The sequence below is a fragment of the Agrobacterium sp. CFBP 3001 genome, from assembly GCF_027871605.1.
Lineage (GTDB): Bacteria > Pseudomonadota > Alphaproteobacteria > Rhizobiales > Rhizobiaceae > Agrobacterium > Agrobacterium leguminum.
Genome location: NZ_JAQAHD010000003.1, coordinates 340,183 through 356,099, shown reverse-complemented (window position 1 = coordinate 356,099; position 15,917 = coordinate 340,183). Strand labels below are relative to the sequence as shown.

Annotated in this window: 16 protein-coding genes; 5 read left to right on the top strand and 11 right to left on the bottom strand. The window is 60.8% G+C overall.

Going from position 1 to position 15,917, the window contains the following annotated elements:
- Nucleotides 1-148: 148 nt before the first annotated feature.
- Nucleotides 149-1,150 carry a DUF2125 domain-containing protein gene (locus tag PH605_RS07015; protein ID WP_142844784.1) on the bottom strand — a complete coding sequence of 334 codons (1,002 nt, stop codon included), beginning with the start codon at nucleotides 1,148-1,150 and terminating at the stop codon, nucleotides 149-151.
- A 49-nt stretch (nucleotides 1,151-1,199) separates the two neighbouring features.
- On the opposite strand from PH605_RS07015, the gene PH605_RS07010 reads away from it, so the two are divergent.
- On the top strand, nucleotides 1,200-1,751 hold the full coding sequence (locus PH605_RS07010) for a gamma-glutamylcyclotransferase (protein WP_065657279.1): 552 nt from the start codon (nucleotides 1,200-1,202) through the stop codon (nucleotides 1,749-1,751).
- Here the strand turns inward: PH605_RS07010 and PH605_RS07005 are convergent.
- The 4 genes from PH605_RS07005 to ftsE all read right to left on the bottom strand — a co-directional run bounded on the left by PH605_RS07005 (nucleotide 1,724) and on the right by ftsE (nucleotide 5,141).
- Nucleotides 1,724-2,521, bottom strand: coding sequence for a lysophospholipid acyltransferase family protein (locus PH605_RS07005; protein WP_065657055.1), 798 nt, complete (start codon nucleotides 2,519-2,521; stop codon nucleotides 1,724-1,726). The two genes, PH605_RS07010 and PH605_RS07005, sit on opposite strands and share 28 nt — an antisense overlap.
- Nucleotides 2,522-2,636: 115 nt before the next feature.
- Nucleotides 2,637-3,353 carry a YdcF family protein gene (locus PH605_RS07000; protein WP_161987828.1) on the bottom strand — a complete coding sequence of 239 codons (717 nt, stop codon included), beginning with the start codon at nucleotides 3,351-3,353 and terminating at the stop codon, nucleotides 2,637-2,639.
- Between the two features lie 128 nt (nucleotides 3,354-3,481).
- Nucleotides 3,482-4,489 (bottom strand): cell division protein FtsX, encoded by a 1,008-nt coding sequence (locus tag PH605_RS06995; RefSeq protein WP_065657057.1) that lies wholly within the window; start codon nucleotides 4,487-4,489, stop codon nucleotides 3,482-3,484.
- Nucleotides 4,482-5,141: a cell division ATP-binding protein FtsE gene (gene ftsE / locus PH605_RS06990; protein WP_003497447.1), complete on the bottom strand. Its 660-nt coding sequence runs from the start codon at nucleotides 5,139-5,141 to the stop codon at nucleotides 4,482-4,484. The genes PH605_RS06995 and ftsE overlap by 8 nt, the downstream gene beginning before the upstream one ends.
- 201 nt (nucleotides 5,142-5,342) lie before the next feature.
- On the opposite strand from ftsE, the gene PH605_RS06985 reads away from it, so the two are divergent.
- The 3 genes from PH605_RS06985 (at nucleotide 5,343) to PH605_RS06975 (ending at nucleotide 7,129) form a co-directional block, all read left to right on the top strand.
- Nucleotides 5,343-6,014, top strand: a complete 672-nt coding sequence (locus tag PH605_RS06985) for a hypothetical protein (RefSeq protein WP_078053334.1) — start codon at nucleotides 5,343-5,345, stop codon at nucleotides 6,012-6,014.
- 70 nt (nucleotides 6,015-6,084) lie between these two features.
- Nucleotides 6,085-6,627 (top strand): hypoxanthine phosphoribosyltransferase, encoded by a 543-nt coding sequence (hpt, locus tag PH605_RS06980; RefSeq protein ID WP_004445644.1) that lies wholly within the window; start codon nucleotides 6,085-6,087, stop codon nucleotides 6,625-6,627.
- Nucleotides 6,628-6,769: 142 nt separating this feature from the next.
- Nucleotides 6,770-7,129: a response regulator gene (locus PH605_RS06975; protein WP_142844783.1), complete on the top strand. Its 360-nt coding sequence runs from the start codon at nucleotides 6,770-6,772 to the stop codon at nucleotides 7,127-7,129.
- Between the two features lie 256 nt (nucleotides 7,130-7,385).
- Here PH605_RS06975 and PH605_RS06970 read toward each other — a convergent pair whose 3' ends face one another.
- The 4 genes from PH605_RS06970 to argH all read right to left on the bottom strand — a co-directional run bounded on the left by PH605_RS06970 (nucleotide 7,386) and on the right by argH (nucleotide 13,244).
- The gene (locus tag PH605_RS06970; RefSeq protein WP_142844782.1) at nucleotides 7,386-10,085 is read right to left on the bottom strand and encodes a TIGR02302 family protein; all 2,700 of its coding nucleotides are present in this window, start codon (nucleotides 10,083-10,085) and stop codon (nucleotides 7,386-7,388) included.
- A 178-nt stretch (nucleotides 10,086-10,263) separates the two neighbouring features.
- On the bottom strand, nucleotides 10,264-11,532 hold the full coding sequence (gene lysA, locus PH605_RS06965; RefSeq protein ID WP_125144915.1) for a diaminopimelate decarboxylase: 1,269 nt from the start codon (nucleotides 11,530-11,532) through the stop codon (nucleotides 10,264-10,266).
- Nucleotides 11,533-11,545: 13 nt separating this feature from the next.
- Entirely contained in the window at nucleotides 11,546-11,749 is a 204-nt protein-coding gene (gene lptM / locus PH605_RS06960; protein WP_003497438.1) for an LPS translocon maturation chaperone LptM, read from the bottom strand.
- Nucleotides 11,750-11,843: 94 nt separating this feature from the next.
- On the bottom strand, nucleotides 11,844-13,244 hold the full coding sequence (gene argH / locus PH605_RS06955; protein WP_142844781.1) for an argininosuccinate lyase: 1,401 nt from the start codon (nucleotides 13,242-13,244) through the stop codon (nucleotides 11,844-11,846).
- 24 nt (nucleotides 13,245-13,268) lie between these two features.
- On the opposite strand from argH, the gene tlpA reads away from it, so the two are divergent.
- On the top strand, nucleotides 13,269-13,937 hold the full coding sequence (gene tlpA / locus PH605_RS06950; protein ID WP_065657062.1) for a thiol:disulfide interchange protein TlpA: 669 nt from the start codon (nucleotides 13,269-13,271) through the stop codon (nucleotides 13,935-13,937).
- 48 nt (nucleotides 13,938-13,985) lie between these two features.
- Here tlpA and PH605_RS06945 read toward each other — a convergent pair whose 3' ends face one another.
- Complete coding sequence (locus PH605_RS06945) at nucleotides 13,986-14,867, bottom strand: 3-hydroxybutyryl-CoA dehydrogenase (RefSeq protein ID WP_003523331.1); 882 nt, start codon at nucleotides 14,865-14,867, stop codon at nucleotides 13,986-13,988.
- A gap of 116 nt (nucleotides 14,868-14,983) precedes the next feature.
- Nucleotides 14,984-15,913: an electron transfer flavoprotein subunit alpha/FixB family protein gene (locus PH605_RS06940; protein ID WP_078053341.1), complete on the bottom strand. Its 930-nt coding sequence runs from the start codon at nucleotides 15,911-15,913 to the stop codon at nucleotides 14,984-14,986.
- Nucleotides 15,914-15,917 lie beyond the last annotated feature (4 nt).

The following is a 15,917-nucleotide window of genomic DNA, read 5'->3' as shown; positions in this document are numbered from 1 at the left end:
TCATGCACCGGCGACGCACCGATCGGCTTCTCGACCCGCCACCAGACAAACCCAGAAACCAAATCCAGATGGCCTTCCAATGGCCGCAAATTTAAACCGGACAGTAGTGGGACAAGCCCGAGGATGACGTCGAATATGGGGCTAAACGTCAAATCGGCGGGATTCTCCCAAGCGGAATAAAGCCGCTGACCGTGGCGCGGCCACGATCCACAACGAGATCGACGGATGCCCGGTCGCCGCCGCCGGCGAGCGCGCCGAGCAGTTTGCGGGCCGTATCGATGGTGGACTGCAGCTGCGGGAAGACCTGCTTGGCATTGTCCGACCATGCGCCGAGCTTTTCGATTTCCAGCTTGAACTGGCCGGAGAGATAGCCCTCATTGTCGAAGGAGAAGGGGCCGCTGATGCGCATGGTGCGGCCCTCGCCAATATCGGCCACCAGCCGGCGAAGCTCGCCGCTCGCGCCATACAGGCCCGAACTGTCGCTGCCATCCACCATGCCCGCCTTGCCGGCAAGGGTGACATCGGCGATGGCGTCGAGGCGCGGCAAAAGCTGCGGCCAGTCCTTGATGACGGTTGCGGAGTCGGTGAGCGTGATGGCCCCGTCGAGATCCGCGCCGTTCTGGCGCAGATGCATTTCCGTTTTGACTGCATCGAAATCGATGGTCTGGCCGGTGACGGAAGAAATCGCCTGTGCCTTCAGCCCGTCGATGACGAGCGAGCTGCGGTCGATGCCCTTCAGCTTGGTGACGATGCTGGACTGCATGTTCTGCCAGGCGGCCGAAATTGTCAGGCCATGGGCGGAACGGATTTCCGCGGGCGAATCGAGTTCCCAGACGATGTGCCCGGGATTATAAACCTGCGCTGCCGAGCGAAGTTCGCCGAAGGAAGCGGAAACGCCGTTCTCCTTGTCATCCACCGTCACTTTGGAGCAGAAGAGGCCGATGCGGAAGGGATAACCCTTGAAGGCGATATCGCCGCATTCGCCGCTGACGCTGCGCGCCTGCGAGGGGGCAATGACGTTCAGAACCGTCTGCTTCAGCCTGTCGGCGGCGTAAAACCACCCGGCGGTATAAAGTCCGATGACCACGAGGATGGCGATGGCGAGCCAGAGGATTTTTTTGGCGGTGCCGGATTGGCTTGACGCTGCCATATTGATCTCCGATGAACAGACTTCAGACAATTTCGATTTGGCTTGGGATATGGACGATTTTTGGGTCTTTGGCTACGGTTCGTTGATGTGGAACCCCGGCTTCGCCTTTGAAGAACGGCAGCAGGCACGGCTGCACGGGTATCGGCGCTCGCTTTGTATCAGTTCCAACTTTTATAGAGGCACCGAAGAAAAGCCCGGTCTCGTTCTCGGTCTGGAGCGCGGCGGCTCCTGCCTTGGCGTCGCTTTCCGCGTGCGCGGGCAGGACCGCGACCCGGTCATGATCTATCTGCGCGAGCGCGAACTGGTGACGAATGTCTATAAGGAGCGGCTGGTTTCCATCGCGCTTTCCGATGGCAGGCGCAGCAGCGCCGTAACCTATGTGGCCGATCCCGCGCATGAACAATATATCGGCGGTCTCGGCGTTGCCGAATCGGCGACCATCGTCGCAGCCGCATCGGGCCGGTCCGGGCCGAATACGGATTATGTCTTCAACACCGTGCAGCATCTGCAGGAGATGGGCATTCGCGATTCCCTGCTGGAGAGCATCGCCAAAAATGTCGGCGCGCTCGCCGCTCAGCCGGCGGCGGTTTCCTTGCCCTGAAGTTCGGCGATCCGCTTCACGGCGGTCGGCGGCAGCGGCAAATGCGGGTTGTTGCGCACGGTTTCCAGCAGCAACTCGTCGCTCGCTTTTTCCGTTACATCGATCAGGCGCTTGAAAAACACGTCGGGGTCCAGCCCCGGCTCGATGGCCGGCAGGATACGCACCTTGAAATGGCCGGGATAGCGCATGGTGGACCGGCGCGGCCAGAACAGGCCGGGATGCATGGCGACGGGAATGACCGGAACCTGCAGATCGCGGTAAAGCCTTGCGATGCCGTAACGGTATTCGGGCTCGGCGCCCGGCGGGCGGCGTGTGCCTTCGGGATAAATGATGAGTTCGCGACCGGCGGCCATTTCCTCTTTTGCCCGCTCCATCACCTTCAGCATTACCTTGCCGCGTGCGGCGCGGTTGACCGGGATCATGCGTTGTTTCATGGCGTACCAGCCGAACAGCGGAATCCACAAAAGCTCGCGCTTCAGAATATAGACCGGATCGGGAAGATTGGGCAGCAGCGCATAGGTGTCCCAGAAGGACTGGTGTTTGGGTGCGAAGATGCAGCCGGTTTCGGGAATGTTTTCCAGCCCTTCGACTTCGAAGGTGGTGCCGACGATGGTCTTCATCAGCCAGTGGTTGGATCGCGCCCAGTTCTTGGGAATTTCATAAGCGATCTTGCGCGGCAGAATGAAATAGATCGGCGTCAGCACGATCATGCGGACAATCAGGTTGAGATAAAACAGCGTATTGAAAAGAAAAGAGCGCAGCTTGAGCATCAACAGCCTTCCCGGAGCGCAGCCGTTCCGAAGCCCTGGACAGGTCTCGATGCCGGATGCCGATGCCAGACGCGTACACGAAAACAAGGGGCCGCAGCAAGCGCGTTCTCGCCGGTCAGGACGAAGCGGTTGTCGTCTTTATCCGGGAATGATCGGCGGCGGCCTTGCGCAGACCGTCGCCCTTGCCGAAGCCGGTGAGGTCGCGTCCCGCTGCCGCCACGAACTTCAGATATTCGTAAAGCATGGTTCTCACCACATCCGGCTCCACGAACCAGTTGGTGCGGGCAAGATCGGCGCTGATGACGGGATAGGCGATGAATTGCGTCTGCGGGCTGGCGCTGCGCAATTCATGCAGGCTGCGATGCATGTGATAATTATTGGTGACGACGACGATGGAGGAATAATTGTGGTCGCGTATCCAGCTTGCCGCCTCACTGGCGTTGCCGATCGTGTCTATCGCCTTGTAGCCCATATCCACGCAGCAGGAAAACATGTCCGATGACCCTTGCGTCATCTTGCGGATCTGCGAGCGGGTGGTGGCCGGGTTGACGCCGGAAATCAGAAGACGCTTGCCCACGCCATCTCTCAGCAGGCCGACCGCCTGTTCGATACGCTGATAACCGCCGGTAAGCACGATGATGGCATCGCCTCTTGCCCCCTCCGGCGGACGCATGGAGGCGACGGAATCGGCAAACCACAGGAAACCGCCGGAAAATGCGCCGAGCACAATGACGCAAAGCAGGATGAGGCCGCGAATAAAACGGCGCAGAGGACCGCGCCGCGACAACAGGCCCTTTCTGGCCGGTCGCGCTGTCGCCTGATCCTGGTCCATCCGACTCACAAACATTCCTCCTGAATACTCGCCGATTAAGGCAAGGAACAGGCATTTTTGTCCACCGCCTGCAGGTTACATCCGGCTTGTGACGCTTTCAGTTCTACCGCAGGATTCCGGGGGTGTTCTCACGATGCAAGGCCGTCGCTTTTCGATGGATCGGAGCGGACGCGGTCGATATCGTCGATGGTGCGGATGACGGTCACGCGGGCCGTAATGGTGGTCAAAAGCGCGATGATGATCATCGTCATGGCAATGCCGAAATAGCCGCCGAGACCGACCGAAAACGAGCCGAAAAGCGCGCTCGCCTGATCGCTCTGCGGCGTGGCGACCGTGCTCGATTGCCAGAAACCGGCGACAAGGAAAACCGCCGCGGCCAGAGCGCTGCCCGCCGCCGCCCCCTTGAGGCTGATCTTCAGGAAGTGTTTCTGGAATTCGCGCGCCACAAAACTGCTTTCCGCGCCAACGAAATGCAGCACCTCGACGATATGCCGGTTGCCGGAAAGCGCGCCGCGCGTCGCAAACACCACCGTCAGCACCATGGCGGTAAAGACGAGGATAAGAACGCCGACGCCGATCATAACGGTGGTTCTGGCCATGGAGACCAGCCTGTCGACCCAGGTGCGGTGGTCGTCCAGAAACGCCTGCGGAATCTCCGCCTTCAGCATATCGCGCATCGCCTGGAAATCGGGCGGATTGTTTTCGTCGATGGTGATGACGACGAGACGCGGCACCGGCAATTCGGAAAGATCGAGACCGCTGCCGAGCCAAGGTTCCAAAAGGCGCGATGTCGCCGCATCGTCGAGGATGGTGCCATCCCGCGTGCCGACGAAGGTGAGCGCCAGGTTGCGCGCCTTATTCAGCGCCGCATCCATATCCAGCCCGTCCTCGGGCTTGATCTGGATGGTGATCTCACGGGAAATCTGGCTCTGCCAGGTGGCGGCGGTGGCGCGCACCATGGAGACGGCGCCCAGAGTCAGGCAGGCGAGAAAGGCCATGATGGCGATCACCACCATCAGCGCATTGCCCTGAATATTGGAGGGCGGCAGGATGGGCGCCATCGGGCGGATGCGCATGGGCGGGCGCTTCGGCTGCGCCGCTTCCGGCTTCAATTGTTTGCGGTTGATCTCATTCATAGATGTCGAGCCGCCCTTCGGTCAGGATCATTCGGCGCGCATCGATCTGGTCCATCAGGCCGAAATCATGGGTGGCGATGACGACGGCCGTGCCCAGCCGGTTGAGTTCCAGAAACAGGTTGAGAAGGCGCTTGGCCATCGGCGGATCGACGTTGCCGGTCGGCTCGTCGGCAAGCAGTATTTCGGGCTGGTCCATCAAGGCGCGGGCAATGGCGGCGCGCTGCTTTTCCCCGCCGGAAAGAATGGCCGGCAACACATTGATGCGTTCGCCGAGCCCGACCCATTTCAGCAGCTCGATCACATCGTTGCGATAGGCGCTCTCTTCCTTGCCGCGCACACGCAGCGGCAGGGCGACGTTCTCATAGGTCGTCAGATGATCGAGCAGCCGGAAATCCTGAAACACGATACCAACGCGGCGGCGCAGCATCGGCAACTCGCTGCGCGGAATGCGGGATACATCGCGGTTGAACATGCGGATATTGCCGCGTGTCGGCTGCAGCGACATTAAAAGCAGGCGGAGCAGCGTCGTCTTGCCGGCGCCCGACGGGCCGGTCAGAAACTGGAACGAACCCTTGGGGATATCGAAGGTCATGTCCCTCAGGATCTCGGGTCCCATGCCGTAACGCAACCCGACATTTTCGAAATGGATCAACGGACTTCCAGTCTCTTCGTTTCGTGGTGGTTCGCAAGCCGCCGGCGCGTGGGGTTCGGATGTCGGGGTTTAACCCGGATCCGGCAGCCTGTGCGAGCCGTTTTTGCGAAGCATTAACCAATTAAATTTAAAACTTGGCAGGATTCGTTGCAATGCCCAGTTTTGCGGGCCGGAAAACCTCACCCAGGGAATTCTATGGCTATGTTCCGTTCATCTCGCCGGCAAGCGGCATTCGATTTCGACCTCCTGATGCCGGAAACGCCGGTGCGCCGCACGGCGCGGGCGGCAAATCCCGACCGCGATGTGGTAGACGCGGAATTTGTCACCATCAAGGAAAACCGTTCGCGGCAACACGGAAACGACAATCGCGGTGCTGCGCGCCGGCAGGCGGCAAAACCACCCGTCACCATCGGTGTGCTCGGCCTCGCTTTCATCGGCTGGCTGGACCGCAGATTATCCCGACTTTCGGCGGATGCCTATTCGGCGCTAGTGGCGGGGCTTGCGATTTTCGTCTTCGTCTGCTCGGGCGGTCTCTCTGTGGTCGTGCCGGAGAAGCCGGCTGTTGCCGCTTCGGTGAACCCGCTCGCCATTTCCCATGTCACCGTGACCCCGATGGAGGCGGATGGCATGGATACTCTGCTCATCAACGGCATTGTCGAAAACAATGGCGGCAATCTCGAAGAGGTGCCGGCCCTCCGCGCCGATCTCTTCGCCGCCAAGGGACAGCTGGTGGCCAGCATGGTCATCGAACCGCCGGTGAAGGAGATGCAGCCCGGTTTCAGCCACGGTTTTTCGGCAAAGTTGCGCCATCCCGGTGGAAAAACGCCTGAGATCAAGCTTTCCTTCGTCGAGGCGGGTGCGTCCGAACGCTGACTGTGCTAACGCGTGGTCTTCGTATTTTTACTGAAAGGTAAAATCGGCAAGGCGCAGCACAGGAGTAAGAATGCCCGTCGTCCGTGGAAAAAACATCGAGCCGCTTTATACCGCCGAGCAGATCGCCGAGCGCAATCGCGACATGGCCAAGCACATCGCCAGCGGCCCGACCAAGGATTTACTGGTCATTGCCGTGCTCAAGGGATCGTTCATTTTCGCGGCCGATCTTATCCGCGCTCTGCATGACAGCGGCCTTGCCCCTGAAGTCGAGTTCATCACGCTTTCGAGCTATGGCACCGGCACGGTTTCCCAAGGCGTCAGGATCGTCAAGGATATAGACAGCGACGTGAAGGACCGCGATGTCCTTTTGATCGACGATATTCTCGAATCCGGCCGCACGCTGCGTTTCGCCAAGGAACTGCTTTACGAGCGTGGCGCCCGCAATGTCACCATCGCGGTGCTGCTCGACAAGAAGGTCAAGCGCAAGGAAGATCTGGAGGCCGATTATGTCGGTTTCGAATGTCCGGATTATTTCGTCGTGGGTTACGGCATGGATGTCGCTTATGCCTTCCGCGAACTGCCCTTTGTCGGCGTCGTGACCGGCGACGCCTGAGCTTTTTCACCGTGCCGGAACGGCACAGCGCGGAGACGCCTCATTAACCATTCACCCAGCGAAGGGCTGGGTGTTTACCTCTTGAAAAGAGGAGCCTGCGATGTTGCTCACGGCTGGAAATGATGCCCAGGAGCGATGAGTAATGGCGAAGATTCTGATTACCGAAGACGAGGATGCATTGCGGGCTTTCGTCGCTCGCGCGCTGCGTCTCGACGGTCACGAGACCCATGAGGCGGCGGATGGCGAGCAGGGGCTGGAAAAGCTTCAGGAAACCTGTTTCGATCTTCTTCTCTCGGATATCCGCATGCCGGTCATGGATGGCATCGAGCTGGCGCACCGCGCCGCCGAACGCTTCCCGGCCATGCGCATTTTGCTGATGACGGGTTATGCCGAGCAGCGCGAACGGGCTGACGATCTGGCGACGAAGATTGTGGACGTGGTTTCCAAACCCTTTGCGCTTCCCGATATTCGCAAGGCCGTGGCGCGGGCGCTTGCGGCCTGAGCTACAGGATTGCAGAGATTAAAGGGCGGCCGTCGGGCCGCCTTTTTTGTTGGTCAGTCCGCTGGCTCAGCGCAGTTCCCTGCCTCCGTCATTCCGGCCTCGAGCCGGAATCCAGCCAGCCCAAGTCCTTGGGCTGAAAGAACTCTTTCCGCCGCGCAGACGCGCGCCGACTGGATGCCGGATCAAGTCCGGCATGACGGAAACTTTAGCTTCTGAAACAGGATGTAACGAGGCACGCCATTAGCTGTGCGAACCCTCACTGTATATCCAGCAACCGCTCCAGATACCGCCGCTCGATTTCACCGGGCGGATTGTTGCCGAGCTTCTCGCGGATCGCCTCGAGGATTTCGCGGGCGCGCTGCACGTCGATTTCGTCCGGCACCTTCACCTGATCGCCGAAATCCGGGCCGGTGGTGCTGCGCGGACGGCCAAGCGGATCACGGCCGTTCTGGCCGCCCTGGCCCGCCATGCCCTCCTGACCTTGCCCCGGCTGCTGGCCCTGCTGGCGCATGGCCTGCATGATCTGGCCCATCATGTCCTGTGCGCCCTGGCGCAGCGCATTCAGCGCATTGCCCTGACCTTCGACAGCCTGTTCGCCCTGGCCCTTGCCCAGAGCCTCGCCGGCGCCTTGCATTTCCTGCTGCGCCTTGCCGAAGTTTTCGCCCGGTTCCATACCGAGATCGCGCAGCCCCTGCTGCAATTCGCCGAGCTGCTTGCCGAGCGCATCCTGCTGCGCCCGCAGGTTTTTCAGCGCCTCGCGTAGCTGTTCAGCGGTCATCTGGTCGCTCGGCTGTTGTCCGCCCTGCTGACCATTTTGACCCTGTTCGCCTTGCTGACCCTGCTGCGGTTGTTGGCCATTTTCGCCCATCTGCTGGTCGTTTTCGCCTTCGCCGCCCTGTTGCGGGTCGCCGCGCTGCATGCGGTCGCGCAGCGCCTGATCGAGCTTGAAGGTCTCATCCATCAGCTTCTGCTGCTGTTGCAGGATTTCGCCCAGCTTGTCGATCTGCTGGCGCATCTTGCTGCTCTGCTGCTGCCCCTGCTGGCCCTGACGCTGCGGGCGGCCCGCCTGCAGATTGTTCATCATGCGCTGCAGCTGCGAGAGCATTTCCTGCGCCGCATCTCGATTGCCGGAACGGGCGAGGTTTTCGATCTGGTTCATCATGTTTTCCAGATCGCGCTGGCGCAGCACGTTCTGTGCTTGGCTGTTCATGTTGGCCTGCGGCGCATTCTGCATGCGCTGGGCAAGCTCGCTCATGAACTGCTGCATGGCTTCGCGCAGTTCCTGCATCAGCTTGGCGATTTCCTCGTCGGAGGCATTGCGCTGAAGCGCTTCGGAAAGCGCATTCTGCGCATCGCGCAGGCGCCTTTCGGCCTGTGAAAGATCGCCATCCTCAATGCCGAGCGCGATTTCCCATAGATAATCGGCCGTATCCTTCAGCATCTCCTCGTTATAGGCGAGCCGCATGCGGGTCTGCGCCGATTGCAGCAGGAGGTAATGGGTGGTGTTGGGAATGGTCTCTTCCGGGCGCAGGCCGACCGCCTCGTTATAGGCGATCGCCTTCGGCATCTGGCGCGTATCGAGCGAGAATATCTGCCGCTGCTCGGCAATGGAGGCGGCCAGCGGTTCGGAAAAATTGCGGCCCGGCAGCACCATTTCATGCGCGGGGCTGCGGCCGGTCTGGCCGGCGCCGTCCGTCGCCACCAGCGTGATGCGCACGCGTTTTCCCGCCATCGGATGTTCGGTCAGGTTGCGGCTGGTCAGGCCCTTGATCTCGCGATTGTTCTGCCGCGGCAGATCGAGCTTGAATTCCGGCGGCGGATAAAGCGCGGTCGCACCTTCCGCAACGCCAATCGGCTCGATGATGGCGTGGGCTTCCTTCAGCCCATAATCGTCCTTGGCGGTAAAGCCCACTTCCAGCGCGCCATTGACGGCCCGGCGCGGCATGTTGTCGAAGGCGATGCTGGGCGGCTGGTCGGGGATGACGTTGAACACCCATTGTTCGCCATTCGCGGTAATCATGCCGCTTTCGGTAACATCCATAGCGAAAGTGCGCGGCGCGACCGGCTGATCCGCCGAACGAGCCGGCGTTTGAACGGCGATATCGCCGCTTGCGCTATCGGCACGTGCCGCTTCCGGCGCAAGCTTTTGCAGCGCGCCTGCCATTTCAGGCTCGAAAGTCACTTCCTCGCCGCCATCGCCGCCGGTCATGCGGATCGTCAGCTTGGAGGATTGCGGCACGGAAACCGCATCACGGTTGGTTGCATCGCGTCCGGTCAGGAAAATCGGCGCGCGGCCGGTATAGGATGGCGGCGTGACCCAGGCATCGAGACGGATATCGGGATTGAGCGGACCGACAGCCGGCCGACTGCGGAAGGCATCGGCAATCGTGCCCGCGCCGTTGGAGTAGGAAAAACCGAAGGCGGCGGCCAGAAGAAGGGCGGGGATGGCGCGCAGCGCCAGACGGTCGTAGCGGGCGATATCGGGTTTCGGCAGGCCGGCATTCAGCGCGGCGATGCGCTCCGCCATGCGGATCTGATGTTCTTTCCACAGCGTTCGGGAAAAAGGCGTGTCGAAGGCCGGTTCGTCCTCCTGCACGCCAACCGGCTGGTGCGCGAGACCGTTGCGGTCTTCAAGCAGGCGGGAGGCATCATTATCCGTCGGCCATTTCAGCCGCAGGATTGGCAAAAGCGTGGCGATGAAACTGAAAACAAGCACGAAAACAACGCCGAGCCGCAGGAAATCCGGCATCTGCCGGTAAAGACCGAACCAGGCAAGCGCCAGAAACACGGCGGCGATGGAGAGCGGCCAGAGCGTTTTCGGCGCAATTTTTTCCGAAAGCAGTACGATTTTAGCGAAGAAGCGTTTGGCGACAACCCGGCGGGCAAGGTCCGGCCGCTGCGCGAACGCGCCGGTCGGGCGCTTTCTGCCTGTCCTGTCCTCTCCGGCTGTGGTCATCAATCCGTTCTCCCGGTTCTGGCCACGTCGAACGCCATTCCCGGAACGGCGAGCTGTTTCATGTCACGGAGCAAGGATAACATTCTTTGTGGCGAAGACGAGGGCACCTAAGCCCTCACCCCCATTTTTTAGGCAGCTTCGCTTGATTGTGATCGACCAACCGGTGATGCAGGCGAGATCAATCGAGCCAGGCGGGCACGGAATCGAGCGCGATCAGCTCTTCATAGGTGCCGCGCGGACGGATGACGTGGAACTTGTCATCCTTCACCAGCACTTCCGGCACCAGCAGGCGCGAGTTGTAGGTGCCGGCCTGCACCGCGCCATAAGCACCGGCGGAACTGACGGCGATCAGGTCGCCCGGCTGCGGCGCAGCCATCTCGCGGTCGAGCGCCAGATAGTCGCCGGTCTCGCAAACGGGGCCGACGATATCGGCCTTGATGCGTGGCGTGTTCTCTGCCGGCTGCACCACCGGACGGATGCCGTGATAGGCCTCATAAAGCGTCGGGCGGATGAGGTCGTTCATCGCGCCGTCGACGATTACGAAGGTCTTTTCGCCGCCATCCTTCACATAAATCACCTCCGTCACCAGAATGCCGGCATTGCCGACAATCAGGCGGCCGGGCTCGGTGACGATCTTGCAGTTGAGGCTCTTTAGTTCGTTCTTGACGATATGCGCATAGGCATCCGGCAGCGGCGGCGGATTATTGTCATCGCGATAGGGAATGCCGAGACCGCCGCCAATATCGACGTGGCTGATCGTGTGGCCGTCAGTGCGCAGCGCCTCGACAAGTTCGCGCAGCAGCCGGAAAGCGTCCTCGAAAGGCTGCAATTCGGTGATCTGGCTGCCGATATGCATGTCGATGCCGGTCACTTCGATGCCGGGCAGGGTGGCGGCATGGGCATAGACCGCGCGGGCGCGCTCATAGGAAATGCCGAACTTGTTTTCTTTCTTGCCGGTGGAAATCTTGGCGTGGGTGCGCGCATCCACATCCGGATTGATGCGGAAGGACACATGCGCCCGCTTGCCGACTTTCACGGCGCGCAGGTTGAGGACTTCCAGTTCCGGCTCGGATTCGATGTTGAAACAGTAGATGCCGGCTTCCAGCGCGTAATCCATTTCCGCAACCGTCTTGCCGACGCCGGAAAACATGATGCGGCTTGCCGGAACGCCGGCTGCGAGTGCGCGGCGCAATTCGCCGCCCGAGACGACGTCGATGCCCGCGCCGAGCTTTGCCAGCGTCTTCAAAACCGCCTGATTGGAATTGGCCTTCATGGCGTAACAGACCATGGCGTCCACATCCGCAAAAGCTCCGGAAAACACCTTGTAATGGCGCTCCAGCGTCGCGGTCGAATAGATGTAGAATGGCGTGCCGACCGCCTTGGCGATCTCGGGCACAGGCACGTTTTCGGCGTGCAGCACGCCGTCGATATAGCCAAAATGGTTCACAGGCTTTTATCCGTCAGAGAAGCTTGTCGAGAATGAACGGCCGTTCCGCCGTCGCCGGCTTTGTCTCCGTTCCGTCGGCATTGCGCTTGTTGCGCATTTCGACCGGCGTGCTCGGCGGGTCGATGTCGCCCTTACGCCCGCAGGCGCTGAGAACAAGGCTGACGGCGAGCGTCATGCCGATGGGAACGATGAGTTTGCGCGCGGTTTTTGAAAGCATGGGCCTGTCCAAAGGAAATATGTGCCTCTCTGATAACGAAAAACAGGGCGCTTGTGCACCCTGTTTCTTGTGATCGCAGCGTAACGCGATTTTATCAGTTGCGTCCGCGCCACCAGGCGATCTGCTTCTTCACTTCGGAAGGGGCCGTGCCGCCGAAGCTCACGCGGCTGGCGACCGATGCCTCGACGGAAAGAACGTCGAAAACACCCTTGGTGATGCCGGGGTGGATGGCCTGCAATTCCTCAAGCGAAAGATCGGCAAGATCGCAGCCCTTCTTTTCCGCCAGCGCCACGGCATTGCCGGTCACATGATGGGCATCGCGGAAGGGCAGGCCCGCTTCGCGCACCAGCCAGTCGGCAAGATCGGTAGCGGTGGAATAGCCTGAACCGGCGGCGGCGCGCATGCGGTCCTTGCGCACTTCAAGGTCGCGGATCATGCCGGTCATGGCGGCAATCGCCAGTTCCAGGCTCTCGGCGGCATCGAAAACCTGTTCCTTGTCTTCCTGCATGTCCTTGGAATAGGCGAGCGGCAGGCCCTTCATCACTGTCAGAAGAGCGATCAGCGAGCCGTTGATGCGGCCGGTCTTGGCGCGCACCAGCTCGGCGGCGTCCGGGTTCTTCTTCTGCGGCATGATCGAGGAGCCGGTGGAGAAGGCATCCGACAGGCGGATAAAGCCGAATTGCGGCGTCGACCAGATGACGATTTCTTCGGCGAGGCGCGACAGATGCGTGGCGCAGATGGAAGCGATAGACAGGAATTCCAGCGCGAAATCGCGGTCGGAGACGGTGTCGATGGAATTACGGGTCGGTTCGCGGAAGCCGAGCGCCTTCGCCGTCATATGGCGGTCGATGGGATAGCCAGTGCCGGCAAGGGCGGCCGCGCCGATCGGGCTTTCATCCATATGCTCGATGGCGTGGCGCACGCGGGCGCGGTCACGGCCGAACATTTCCACATAGGCCATGCAGTGGTGACCGAAGGTCACGGGCTGGGCCGTCTGCAAATGGGTGAAGCCAGGCATGACCGTATCGGCATTTTCTTCGGCGCGGTCTAGGAAGGCGGCGATGAGGGCGGTCAACATACCCTCGGTCTTCTGCAGTTCTTCCTTGACCCACAGGCGGAAATCGAGCGCCACCTGGTCGTTGCGCGAGCGGGCGGTGTGCAGGCGGCCGGCGGCGGGGCCGATCAGCGTTGCAAGCCGCGCTTCGATGTTCATGTGAATGTCTTCGAGCTTGCGCGAGAATTCGAAGCTGCCGGATTCGATCTCTGACAGGATCGTGTTCAGGCCATCGGTGATCTTGTCTTTATCTTCCGGCGAAATAATGCCTTTAGATGCCAGCATGGCGGCATGCGCCATAGAGCCGCGGATATCCTGGGCGTAAAGCTTCTTGTCGAAGCCGATGGAGGCATTTATCTCTTCCATGATGGCAGACGGCCCGGAAGCGAAACGCCCGCCCCACATCTGGTTGGAGGATTTCTGATCTGTGCCGTCAGCCATGTTCGCAGTGCCCTGGAGTATTCGATGACAGAAAAAAGGCCGTTCAGGCTTCCTTCCGCCAAGTTGGTTGCAATTGCTGCCGTTGCCGGTGTCTTAAGCGGCGCGGGCGCGGTCTGGTTCAGGCATATTGGGTCTGAGAGCCCGGTTCAAGGGGCAGCGGTGACTGACGCCGGTTTATGTGAGGGGGCGGCGAACCGCATCGCCTCGCTGAAGCCGTTTCTGAAGGGGCAGGTGGCGGCCATGTCGGCCACGGACACGCCGCGCGTCATTCCCCTCTCCTTCAAGGGGCCGCAGGCGCAGGATATGACGCTTGCCGATCTCAAGGGTAAGACGGTTCTTCTCAACCTCTGGGCCACATGGTGCGTGCCCTGCCGCGAAGAGATGCCGGCGCTGAACGCACTTGAAAAGGAAAAGGGCGGTAACGCTTTCGAGGTCGTGGCCGTCAACATCGATACCGGCGCGGATGAAAAACCGAAAGCCTTCATGGATGAATACAAGATCGATGCCCTGAAGCACTACCGTGACAGTTCCATGGGCGTCTTCAACGTTCTGAAAAAGGAAGGCCTAGCCTTCGGCCTGCCGGCAACCCTGCTGCTGGACGAAAACGGCTGCCTGCTCGCCGCCATGAACGGCCCGGCGGCATGGGACAGCGAGGATGCCAAGGCGCTGGTATCGGCGGTGAAGGCTAAATAATTTTTAAATTCGTGCGGGAGGGTTTTCCCTCCCTCATCCGGCATTCGGTCAGCGCGTCGGAACCGGAGTTTCGCCGCGATAGTCGTAGAAGCCTCGGCCGGATTTGCGGCCGAGCCAGCCGGCCTCGACATATTTGACCAGCAGCGGGCAGGGGCGATACTTGCTGTCGGAAAGGCCGTCATGCAGCACCTGCATGATCGACAGACAGGTGTCGAGACCGATGAAATCGGCAAGCTGCAGCGGTCCCATCGGGTGGTTTGCGCCGAGGCGCATGGCGGTGTCGATGGCTTCCACCGAGCCGACGCCCTCATAAAGCGTATAGATCGCCTCGTTGATCATCGGCAGCAGGATGCGGTTGACGATGAAGGCCGGGAAATCTTCGGCAACGGTGATCGCCTTTTCCAGCGTCCGCACATAATCCTTTGCCGCATCGAAGGTCTTTTCATTGGTGGCGATGCCGCGCACCAGTTCCACCAGCTTCATGACCGGCACCGGATTCATGAAGTGGATGCCCATGAACTGTTCGGGACGGTCGGTGGCGGAGGCGAGCCGGGTGATGGAGAGCGACGACGTGTTGGTGGCGAGCAGCGCCTCGGGCTTCAGGATCGGGCAGACCTGCGCATAAATCTTGCGCTTGATCTCTTCGTTTTCCGTCGCGGCCTCGATGACGAGGTCCATGGCTGCCAGATCGTTGATGTCGGTCGAGCCGCTGATCAGCGCCAGCGCCTGCTTGCGGGCGTCGTCGGAAAGCTTGCCGTTGGTGACCTGGCGGGCGAGATTGCCGTTGATCGTGGCAAGACCGGCCTCGATGCCTTCCTTGGAAAGATCGTAGATATGGACCTTGTAGCCGGCGATGGCGGAGACATGCGCAATGCCGCATCCCATTTGACCGGCTCCAATGACACCGATGTTCTTAAAGGGGGCGGTCATAGGCTGGTCTCCTCTCAGGGATTTTGTCTGCGTTATTGCCGGCGATGTTACGCATATCGCCGAAAAAGAGAAGGCGGCGCGTTTAAAAAACGCGCCGCCTCCAATTTATGCTTAAATTACAGCGATTTTTCGAGTTCCGGCAGCGCCTCGAACAGGTCTGCGACGAGGCCGTAGTCGGCCACCTGGAAGATCGGCGCTTCCTCGTCCTTGTTGATCGCGACGATGACCTTCGAATCCTTCATGCCGGCCAGATGCTGGATGGCGCCCGAGATGCCGGCGGCGATGTAAAGCTGCGGCGCAACCACCTTGCCGGTCTGGCCCACCTGCCAGTCGTTCGGCGCGTAACCGGCATCGACAGCCGCACGGCTGGCGCCAACGGCAGCACCCAGCTTGTCGGCGACGGGAAGAATGACTTCCTTGAACTTCTCCGACGAACCGAGCGCACGGCCACCCGAGATGATGATCTTGGCCGATGTCAGTTCCGGACGGTCGGACGATGCCAGAGCATCGGAAACGAAGCTGGAAAGGCCGGGGTTTGCGGCCGCACCGATGGTTTCAACTGCTGCCGAACCGCCTTCAGCGGCGGCTGCAAAGGCGGTCGGACGCACGGTGATGACCTTCTTCGCATCGGTCGCCTGCACCGTCTGGATGGCGTTGCCGGCATAGATCGGCCGCTTGAAGGTGTCAGGGCTGACGACCTCGATGATTTCCGAGACCTGCGCCACATCGAGAAGGGCCGCAACGCGCGGCGTCACGTTCTTGGCCGAGGCGGTGGCCGGCGCGATGATGACATCATAGGAAGGCGCGAGCGAGACGATCAGCGCCGCCAGCGGTTCTGCCAGCGCATTGGCATAGGAGGCGTCGTCGGCGAGCAGCACCTTGGATACGCCGGAGAGTTTCGCGGCAGCGTCCGCGGCGCCCTTGGCGCCTGAGCCAGCGACCAGCACGTGGACGTCGCCGCCGATTTGCGTTGCCGCCGTCAGCGTCTTTGCCGTCAGGTCGGAAAGGGTTGCGTTGTCGTGTTCTGCCAGAAGAAGAATGGCCATAAGA